The organism is Saccharomonospora iraqiensis subsp. iraqiensis (genome assembly GCF_000430445.1).
Classification (GTDB): Bacteria; Actinomycetota; Actinomycetes; order Mycobacteriales; family Pseudonocardiaceae; genus Saccharomonospora; species Saccharomonospora iraqiensis.
Window position 1 is genome coordinate 33490 of the sequence record NZ_KE387079.1, and the last position, 8762, is coordinate 42251.

Here is an 8762-nt window from a genome sequence, read left to right on the forward strand (position 1 = left end):
CGTCGCGCGCGACGACGGCACGGTTCCCGTCGGCCCGGCCCTGCACGACCGGGTCGGGACGGTCGGCGTCGTCGGCTGCCGCGTCCGCCTCCGCCTCCGCACGGGCGCACTCGGGCAGCAGCCGGTCCCGCACGGCGGCGCTGATCTCCCCCAGCTGGCGCACCTGTTCCGGGCTCAGCACGTCGAACAGGCCCTCCCGCACGGCCTGTGCGTGTCCCGGTGCCGCCGATTCGATCGCGGCCAGCCCGTCCGCCGTGAGGTGGGCGAAGGCCCCGCGCCGGTCCGTCGGGCACGCCTGGCGCCGCACCCACCCGTGGGCCTCCATCCGGGTCACCGCGTGCGAGAGCCTGCTGCGGGACGAGCGGGTGACCTCGGCGAGTTCGCTCATCCGGAGCACGTGGTCCTCGGCCTCGGACAGCGCGACGAGGACCTCGTAGTAGGTGAACGGCATCCCGGCGTCCCGCTGGAGCTGCCCCTCCAGGTGCGCGGTGAGCAGGTCGACGGCGGTCAGGAAGTCACGCCAGACGCGCTGCTCCGCGTCGCTGAGCCAGCGGGTTCCGGACATGTCCCCATCCTAGCCCTGATTGAGCACTCAACCAGCCTCGACTCGTCGTCCGCCCCCGTGCGGCTTCTCGACACCCCCTCTAGTTGAGCCCTCAACAATCCTCGTTAGACTGGTGCTTGAGAGCTCAACAAAGAGCCTCCGGGTCACCCGATCTCCCTGCGAACCAACGGAGGACTGTTCCCATGACAGCCACCACGACCGACATCCCCGGCTACGTGACCGGCACCTGGACCATCGACCCGGTCCACTCGAACGTCAGTTTCGTCGTGCGCCACCTCGGCGTCACGAAGGTGCGCGGCCGGTTCACCGACTTCGAGGGTGAGATCGTCACCGCCGAGGACATCCGGAACTCCTCGGTGACCGCCACGATGCGCACGGCCAGCGTGGACACCACCAACGAGCAGCGGGACGAGCACGTCCGCAACGCGGACTTCCTCGACGCGGAGAACCACCCCACGCTGTCCTTCCGCTCCACCGGCATCCGGGTCGACGGCGAGGACTACCTGATCGACGGTGAGCTGACCCTGCGGGGCGTGACCCGGCCGGTCACGCTCACCGCCGAGCTGGGCGGTTTCGGGGACGGGATGACCGAGGGCAGCACGATCCTCGGTGTCTCGGCGCAGACCGAGATCAACCGCACCGACTTCGGTGTCGGCGAGGGCGTCCCGTCCGCCGTCGTCAGCGAGAAGATCCGCATCGAGCTCGACATCGAGGCGATCAAGCAGGACTGAGTCCCGCGTGCGCGCCGACGCGCGCGGACCGGCGGGACCCGGCGGCGGTCGGGGTCACCAGGCCTCGGCCAGCATCCGCCGGGTCTCGCCGAGCAGTTGCGGCAGCACCTTCGTGTGGCCGACGACCGGCATGAAGTTGGAGTCCCCGCCCCAGCGCGGGACGACGTGCTGGTGCAGGTGGGCGGCGATGCCGGCCCCGGCGACCACGCCCTGGTTCATGCCGATGTTGAAGCCGTGTGCCCCGGACACCGAGCGGATCACCGTCATCGCGTGCCGGGTGTACTCGGCCAGCTCCGTCATCTCGTCGTCGGTGAGCTCGGTGTAGTCGGCCACGTGCCGGTAGGGCACCACCATGAGGTGTCCCGGGTTGTACGGGTAGAGGTTGAGCACCGCGTACACGGTCCGGCCCCGCGCCAGGATCAGTGCCTCGTCGTCGGCCATCCCGATCAGCCGGCAGAACGGGCACTCGCCGGAATCCTCGTCCGCGGGCTTGTTCTCGCCCTGGATGTAGGCCAGCCGGTGCGGGGTCCACAACCGTTGCAGCTGGTCGGTGACCCCGACCCCGTCCTGGCCGACGTACTCGGGCCCGGGCGCGTCACCGCCGGGGCCCCCGCCGCCGTCGACGTCAGCGGCCAACGAGCGCTCCCACCGTCTCGGCGGTCGGGGAGCTGTTCTCCCGACGGGCCACCCAGTCGGCCACCGCCGCCACCGCGGTCTCGACGGGGACGCCGTTGATCTGGCTGCCGTCGCGGAACCGGAACGACACCGCGCCCGCCTCGACGTCCTTGCCGCCCGCGAGCAACAGGAACGGCACCTTCTGGGTGGTGTGCGTCCGGATCTTCTTCTGCATCCGGTCGTCCCCGGTGTCCACCTCGACGCGGATCCCGTGTCGGCGCAGCTCCTTGGCCACCCCGTTCAGGTGCTCGACGTGGTCGTCGGCGATCGGGATGCCCACCGCCTGCACGGGCGAGAGCCACGCCGGGAACGCGCCCGCGTAGTGCTCGGTGAGCACGCCGAAGAACCGCTCGATGGAGCCGAACAGCGCACGGTGGATCATCACGGGTTGCTGCCGCGATCCGTCGGCGGCCTGGTACTCCAGGCCGAACCGCTTCGGCTGGTTGAAGTCGAGCTGGATGGTCGACATCTGCCAGGAGCGGCCGATCGCGTCCCGCGCCTGCACCGAGATCTTCGGCCCGTAGTAGGCGGCACCGCCCGGGTCCGGTACCAGTTCCAGACCCGATTCCTCGGCGGCCGCCCGCAGCGTCTCGGTGGCCTCGTCCCATTCCCACTGCTCGCCGATGAACTTCGGGGACTCGTCCCTGGTCGACAGCTCCAGGTAGAAGTCGTCGAGTCCGTAGTCGCGCAGCAGGTCCAGCACGAACGCGAGCAGGGAGCGCAGCTCACCCGGCATCTGCTCCTTCGTGCAGTAGATGTGCGAGTCGTCCTGGGTCATCCCCCGCACCCGGGTCAGCCCGTGGACCACGCCCGACTTCTCGTACCGGTACACCGACCCGAACTCGAACATCCGCAACGGCAGTTCCCGGTAGGAACGCCCCCGCGCGGAGAAGATCAGGTTGTGCATCGGACAGTTCATCGCCTTGACGTAGTAGTCGGTGCCGTCCAGATGCATCGGCGGGAACATGTTCTCCGCGTAGTGCGGCAGATGCCCCGAGGTCTCGAAAAGGTCCGACTTCGACACGTGCGGGCTGTTGACGAACTCGTAGCCGTGCTGCTCGTGCTTGAGCCGGGAGTAGCTCTCCAGCTCACGGCGGATGACGCCACCCTTGGGGTGGAACACCGGCAGGCCGGAGCCGATCTCCTCCGGGAAGGAGAACAGGTCGAGTTCCGCACCGAGCTTGCGGTGGTCCCGCCGCTCGGCCTCGGCGAGCATCTCCAGGTACCGCTCCTGGGCCTCGGTCGATTCCCAGGCGGTGCCGTAGATGCGCTGCAGCTGCGGGTTGTTGTCGTCCCCGCGCCAGTAGGCCGCGGCGACCCGGGTGAGGGTGAACGCCGGGATGTGCTTCGTGGTCGGCACGTGCGGGCCCCGGCAGAGGTCGCTCCACACCCGCTCCCCGGTGCGCGGGTTGAGGTTGTCGTAGATCGTCAGCTCACCGCCGCCGACCTCCATCACCTCGGACGTGTCCACGGCCCCGGTGTCCGCCTCCGACTTCAGCTCGACCAGTTCCAGCTTGAACGGCTCGTCGGCGAGTTCGGCGCGCGCGTCGGCCACCGAGTCGACCGCACGGCGGGAGAACCGCTGGGAGTCCTTGACGATCCGCTTCATGCGCTTCTCCAGCGCCTGCAGATCGTCCGGGGTGAACGGCTCGTCCACGGCGAAGTCGTAGTAGAAACCGTCCTTCACCGGGGGGCCGATCCCCAGCTTGGCCTCCGGGAACTGCTCCTGCACGGCCTGGGCGAGCACGTGTGCGGCCGAGTGCCGGATGACGCTCCGGCCGTCCTCGGTGTTCGCCGCGACCGGCTCGACCTCCACGTCGGTGTCCGGGGCCCAGGCGAGGTCGCGCAGGGCGCCGTCGGCGTCCCGCACGACCACGACCGCGTCCGGGCCCTTCGCGGGCAGTCCCGCCTCGCGCACCGCGGAGCCCGCCGTGGTGCCTGCCCGCACCAGCACACGCGGAGCGGACGGGGCTGCGGCGGACGACGGTGACGACACGGGCACTCCTCGACGTGGGAATGGACTTCGGGGGACGCCTCCGATGTTAATCGCCCGCGGTGCCTCTCCCGCCACGGGCCGCGTGTCGCACACCCGCACGCGCACGCCCGGCGCGGGGGACCCCGGGCGCGACGACGGCACGACCCCGACACCGACTCCGCACCGTGATCATGGTCGGGGCCTTGGTCGACAGTCCCCGGACCATGCATCCGAGTGACGCCAGTCACAAAGTGTGTGTCGTTACACCGACATCGCAGGGCACAAGCTGCTCGTTAGAGTGGTGCCATCGCGTTCGGAACCCAGCATGGGCGACGAAGCGTGACAACGACCGGGAAGGCGTTGGCCACTCCGAGTGACGAATGATCGGCGTCTTCCCCGGAGCGAGGCGATCCCGCCTCGTTTCCGGACGCGGACGGGAACCGGACGGTTCCCGTCCGGACGGGACCGGCCGGTGCGGGGTTCACCCGCCCCGGGAATGGCTCTCCATCGTGGTTGGTTGGACCCCATGACGGCGGGAACATGCACAACAACCCCGGTACCCGCCGGGCTCGGCCGACCGGAGACGAGAAAGGCCGGAGAACCCGTGGTTCTCCGGCCTGTTCGATGACAACAACTGAACTTGATGTGGTGGGCGATACTGGGATCGAACCAGTGACCTCTTCGGTGTGAACGAAGCGCTCTCCCGCTGAGCTAATCGCCCCCTCGCGGTGTGTGAACCACTGTAGCGGAGCCCGCGGGCCGCACCACGAGGGGGGTCCCCTTTCCGGCCGACGCGGCCGGGAGCCGGGGAGCCCGGACGGACCGGGCCCGCGCTCACGGTGGGCTCACCGACCGGGCACGGACCGGGGTCCTGAGCGGGTCGATCGCGTGTCACCTGCAACAATCGCGCGACTTGCCTGTCGTCCGCCCGTCGAACCGAGCAGGATGTACCGGGGTGCCGACACCACGGGCACGCACACACGTGCGGGTGATGTTGGGCCCCACGGCGTGCGAGCCGACGTCGGTACGCGTCTCACCCGACAGACACGGCGCGAGCCGGCCGGGAAGGAGCAGAAGGGTAACGACCATGCGAAACGATCACGTGACGCTCCGGTCCACGGCGGTCTTCGACCTGCTGGCACCGAGGACCCCGCCGGTTCCGGTGAAGGTCGAACTCCGCTACGACACCCGCGACCCGTACGCGGTCGTCGCGGCCTTCCGGACCGGCCGCGCGGGCTGGGTGGAGTGGGTCTTCGCCCGCGACCTGCTCGCCGACGGCCTGCTCGGCGAGGCCGGCGACGGCGACGTGCGGATCCGCCCGTCGATCGAGGACCCCGAGTCCGTCCTGGTGGAGCTCAACTCCCCCTCCGGACACGCCATGTTCGAGGCCTCGGCCCAGGAGCTGGCCGACTTCCTCGACCGGACCTACGACGTCGTCCTGCCGGGCAACGAACACCTGTGGGTGGACGTCGACGACGCCCTCACCCGGCTCATCCCGAACGATCTGACCTGAGCACGGCCCCGCACCCGGGAATGACCACCCCCCGTGCGAACGGCCTCACCGCCATCCGATACAGTTCTTCACACACGACGACGACGGGTCGCACGGAACACCCCCCGACGGGGGTGGGACGGATGACCCGGAGTCGCCGACTGCGGACGTAGCGCAGCTGGTAGCGCATCACCTTGCCAAGGTGAGGGTCGCGGGTTCGAATCCCGTCGTCCGCTCGACTGCGGCGGCATTCCGCAGTTGGATCGAGCACCACGCCCGATCCACGCACACGGCGGAGTGGCCGAGTGGTTCAGGCAAGGGCCTGCAAAGCCCTGTACACGGGTTCGATTCCCGTCTCCGCCTCGCGCGATTAGCTCAGCGGGAGAGCGCTACCTTGACACGGTAGAGGTCACTGGTTCGATCCCAGTATCGCGCACCCTCCGATCCCCCGCCCGGCCCCGCCGGGCGGGGGTTTTTCGTGCGTGCGGAAGGTGTTCGCGTCCGCGCGTGTGCGTGTCCTCGGGGCGTGCCCCGGCAGGGTCCGGAGGCACGCCCCGAGGCGTCAGTTCTCGCCCTGGTCGCGGCGCTGTTCGGAAAGGAACTGCTCGAACTGGCTGGCGAGCTCGTCGGCGGTGGGCATCTCGTCCACGTCGGCCAGCAGGTTGTCCTCCGGCTCCACCGCGGAGAAGGCGTCGTACTGCCGCTCCAGGGCGGTGACCACGTCGGCGACCTCCTCGTTCTCCCGGACCTGCCGCTCGACCTCCTCGTCGGCGCTGACCGCCGACTCACGGATCGCGTCCGAGGACACCGTGATCCCCGCCGCCTCGGACACCGCGTCCAGCAGGGTGATCGCGGCCGCCGGGTAGCGGGACTGGGCCAGGTAGTGCGGGACGTGGGCGGCGAAGCCCACGGCGTCGTGCCCGGCCTGGCCCAGCCGGTACTCCAGCAGCGCGGCGGCGCTGCCGGGGATCTGCATCTGCGAGTACGTGGCGCGGTAGCCGCGGACCAGCTCGGAGCGGGTGGCGTGCGCCGTGATCCCCAGCGGCCGGGTGTGCGGGACTCCCATCGGGATCCCGTGGTAGTTCACACTCAGCCGCACCTGCCACCGCTCGATCAGTTCCCGCACGGCCGTGGTGAACAGTTCCCACTCGTGGTCCGGCTCCGGGCCGGACAGCAGCAGGAACGGCGTCCCGTCGGTGTCGTGCATCAGGCGGACGGCCAGTTCGGGGGGTTCGTAGTCCGACCAGTGGTCGGCGGAGTAGGTCATCACCGGCCTGCGGGAGCGGTAGTCGATCAACCGGTCGACGTCGAACCGCGCGACGACCCGGTCGTCGTCGAACTCGGCGCGCAGGTGCTCGGTGAGCGCCTCCCCCGCGGAACCGGCGTCGACGAAACCGTCGAGATGGTAGAGCAGCACCGCTCCCTCCGGGACGGCCACACCGGAGTCCAGTTCGTAGAGCCGCTCGGGATCGCGCCTCACCGTGTACCTCCTGACCTCGCCGTACATCGCGGTCGCTCGTCCGTGTGTCACACCCGTGGGCGTCCGGCCCATCCCACCACACGGTGTGGGAGGGGCCGCCGGGGCGTTCGACACGGGCGCGGGAGAAGATTCCCGCCCCCGGACGCCCCGGTGGACCCGCTCAGCGACCCTTACGCGCCTTCGCGCCCTGCCCGCGGCCGGCCTTGCCGCCCCGGCGGCCGCCCTGCGGCTTCTTCTCCCGGACCCGGACGTTGATCCGGACGGGGCTGCCGGTGAAGCCGAACTCCTCGCGGAACTTGCGTTCGAGGAACCGCCGGTAGCCCGCCTCCAGGAACCCGGTGGTGAACAGCACCAGCGTCGGCGGGCGGATCCCGGCCTGGGTGGCGAACAGCACCTTCGGCTGCTTGCCGCCGCGCACCGGCGGCGGTTTCGCGGCCACCAGGTCGGACAGCCAGCCGTTCAGCCTGCCGGTGGGCACCCGCTTGTCCCACGAGTCGAGTGCGGTGCGCAGGGCGGGCGCCAGCTTGCGCACCGCGCGACCGGTGAGCGCCGAGACGTTGACCCGCTCGGCCCACGGCACGCGCACCAGTCCCCGGTCGATCTCCCGGGTGAGCTGGTGCCTGCGCTCGTCGTCGACCAGGTCCCACTTGTTGAACGCCAGCACCAGCGCCCGGCCCGCCTCGGCGACCGTGCTCACCACGCGGAGGTCCTGCTCGGACAGCGGCTCGCTCGCGTCCAGCAGCACGATCGCCACCTCGGCCGCGTCGATCGCGGTCCTCGTCCGCAGCGAGGCGTAGTACTCGGTGCCGTGGGCCGTCTGCACCCGGCGGCGCAGGCCGGCGGTGTCGACGAAGCGCCACGTCTGCCCGTCCAGTTCCACCAGCGAGTCCACCGGGTCCACCGTGGTGCCGGCCACGGTGTCCACCACCGCACGGTCCTCGCCGGTGATCTGGTTCAGCAGGCTGGACTTGCCGACGTTGGGCTTGCCGACCAGCGCCACCCGGCGTGGGCCGCGCCCCGCGCCGTCCCGCTCCCGCGGCGCGTTCGGCAGGGCGCCCACGATCTCGTCGAGCAGGTCACCGGAACTGCGGCCGTGCAGGGCGCTCACCGGGTGCGGCTGTCCCAGCCCCAGCGACCACAGCGACGCCACGTCCGCGTAGAGGCGCTCGTCGTCGACCTTGTTCGCGGCCAGCAGGACGGGCCGGTCGGCGCGGCGCAGCACCTTCGCCACCGCCTCGTCGGTCGCCGTCGCGCCCACCGTGGCGTCCACCACGAGCAGCACGACGTCGGCGGTGGACATCGCCAGCTCGGCCTGGGCCGCCACCGCGGACCGCATCCCGGCGGCGTCCGGCTCCCAGCCCCCGGTGTCCACCAGGGTGAACCGGCGCCCGCTCCAGGTGGCGTCGTAGGCGACCCGGTCGCGGGTGACACCCGGGGTGTCCTGCACGACCGCCTCCCGGCGGGCGAGGATGCGGTTGACCAGCGTCGACTTGCCGACGTTCGGCCTGCCCACGACGGCCACCACCGGCTGGGCGGGCGCCGCGGCCGAGCCGTCGGACGCCTCCTCGTCGGCCGGGTCCTGTGCGGCCTCGGCGTCGAGCCGGAGGAACTCCGACTCGTCGGACCAGGTGCCGTCCGGCACCTCGACCGTGCCGTCCTCCTGTGTCATGGGTGTCCCCGTTCCCTGTCTCGATCGAGTTCGGCCACCAGCGTGGCGAGTGCGGTGCGGATGTGTTCGGTCGCCTCGGCGAGCCCGGCCCGGCCCGGCCCGACGTCGGGGGCGAAGGGTTCGCCCACGCGCACGGTCACCCGGGGACGCCAGCGGAAGCGGGTGCCCGGCGGGC

7 protein-coding genes and 4 tRNA genes are annotated in these 8762 nt (G+C 70.8%); 5 read left to right on the top strand and 6 right to left on the bottom strand.

The genetic code is table 11. The annotated features are described in order from the left end of the window. On the bottom strand, nt 1-565 hold a 565-nt coding region (locus tag ACTIR_RS22460; RefSeq protein ID WP_233345863.1), incomplete at its 3' end, for a MarR family winged helix-turn-helix transcriptional regulator. A 182-nt stretch (nt 566-747) separates the two neighbouring features. On the opposite strand from ACTIR_RS22460, the gene ACTIR_RS0108910 reads away from it, so the two are divergent. Beyond that, entirely contained in the window at nt 748-1296 is a 549-nt protein-coding gene (locus ACTIR_RS0108910; RefSeq protein ID WP_026454001.1) for a YceI family protein, read from the top strand. Between the two features lie 54 nt (nt 1297-1350). Here the strand turns inward: ACTIR_RS0108910 and ACTIR_RS0108915 are convergent, their stop codons facing one another. From ACTIR_RS0108915 to ACTIR_RS0108925, 3 genes are all read right to left on the bottom strand, one after another. Continuing rightward, nucleotides 1351-1932, bottom strand: a complete 582-nt coding sequence (locus ACTIR_RS0108915; protein WP_026454002.1) for an HIT family protein — start codon at nt 1930-1932, stop codon at nt 1351-1353. Then, entirely contained in the window at nt 1922-3967 is a 2046-nt protein-coding gene (thrS, locus tag ACTIR_RS0108920) for a threonine--tRNA ligase (RefSeq protein WP_026454003.1), read from the bottom strand. Before thrS ends, ACTIR_RS0108915 begins: the two co-directional genes overlap by 11 nt. Nucleotides 3968-4592: 625 nt before the next feature. Continuing rightward, nucleotides 4593-4667: transfer RNA gene (locus ACTIR_RS0108925), tRNA-Val, on the bottom strand. Between the two features lie 366 nt (nt 4668-5033). Between ACTIR_RS0108925 and ACTIR_RS0108930 the strand changes: the two genes are divergently transcribed. From ACTIR_RS0108930 to ACTIR_RS0108945, 4 genes are all read left to right on the top strand, one after another. After that, entirely contained in the window at nt 5034-5459 is a 426-nt protein-coding gene (locus tag ACTIR_RS0108930) for an SsgA family sporulation/cell division regulator (RefSeq protein ID WP_007023962.1), read from the top strand. A gap of 142 nt (nt 5460-5601) precedes the next feature. Next, nucleotides 5602-5674 (top strand) — tRNA-Gly (locus ACTIR_RS0108935). A gap of 55 nt (nt 5675-5729) precedes the next feature. Continuing rightward, nucleotides 5730-5801 (top strand) — tRNA-Cys (locus ACTIR_RS0108940). A 1-nt stretch (nt 5802) separates the two neighbouring features. Further along, nucleotides 5803-5874: transfer RNA gene (locus ACTIR_RS0108945), tRNA-Val, on the top strand. A gap of 126 nt (nt 5875-6000) precedes the next feature. On the opposite strand, the gene ACTIR_RS0108950 is transcribed toward ACTIR_RS0108945, so the two are convergent. Continuing rightward, the gene (locus ACTIR_RS0108950) at nt 6001-6918 is read right to left on the bottom strand and encodes a proteasome assembly chaperone family protein (protein WP_026454004.1); all 918 of its coding nucleotides are present in this window, start codon (nt 6916-6918) and stop codon (nt 6001-6003) included. Nucleotides 6919-7078: 160 nt separating this feature from the next. Then, complete coding sequence (gene der / locus ACTIR_RS0108955; protein WP_026454005.1) at nt 7079-8587, bottom strand: ribosome biogenesis GTPase Der; 1509 nt, start codon at nt 8585-8587, stop codon at nt 7079-7081. Between the last annotated feature and the right edge of the window lie 175 nt (nt 8588-8762).

Excerpts from the sequence above, each read along its gene's own strand:
- ACTIR_RS0108930 (WP_007023962.1), top strand. The coding sequence starts at position 5,034 with ATGCGAAACGATCACGTGACGCTCCGGTCCACGGCGGTCTTCGACCTG.
- der (WP_026454005.1), bottom strand. The coding sequence starts at position 8,587 with ATGACACAGGAGGACGGCACGGTCGAGGTGCCGGACGGCACCTGGTCC.
- ACTIR_RS0108910 (WP_026454001.1), top strand. The coding sequence starts at position 748 with ATGACAGCCACCACGACCGACATCCCCGGCTACGTGACCGGCACCTGG.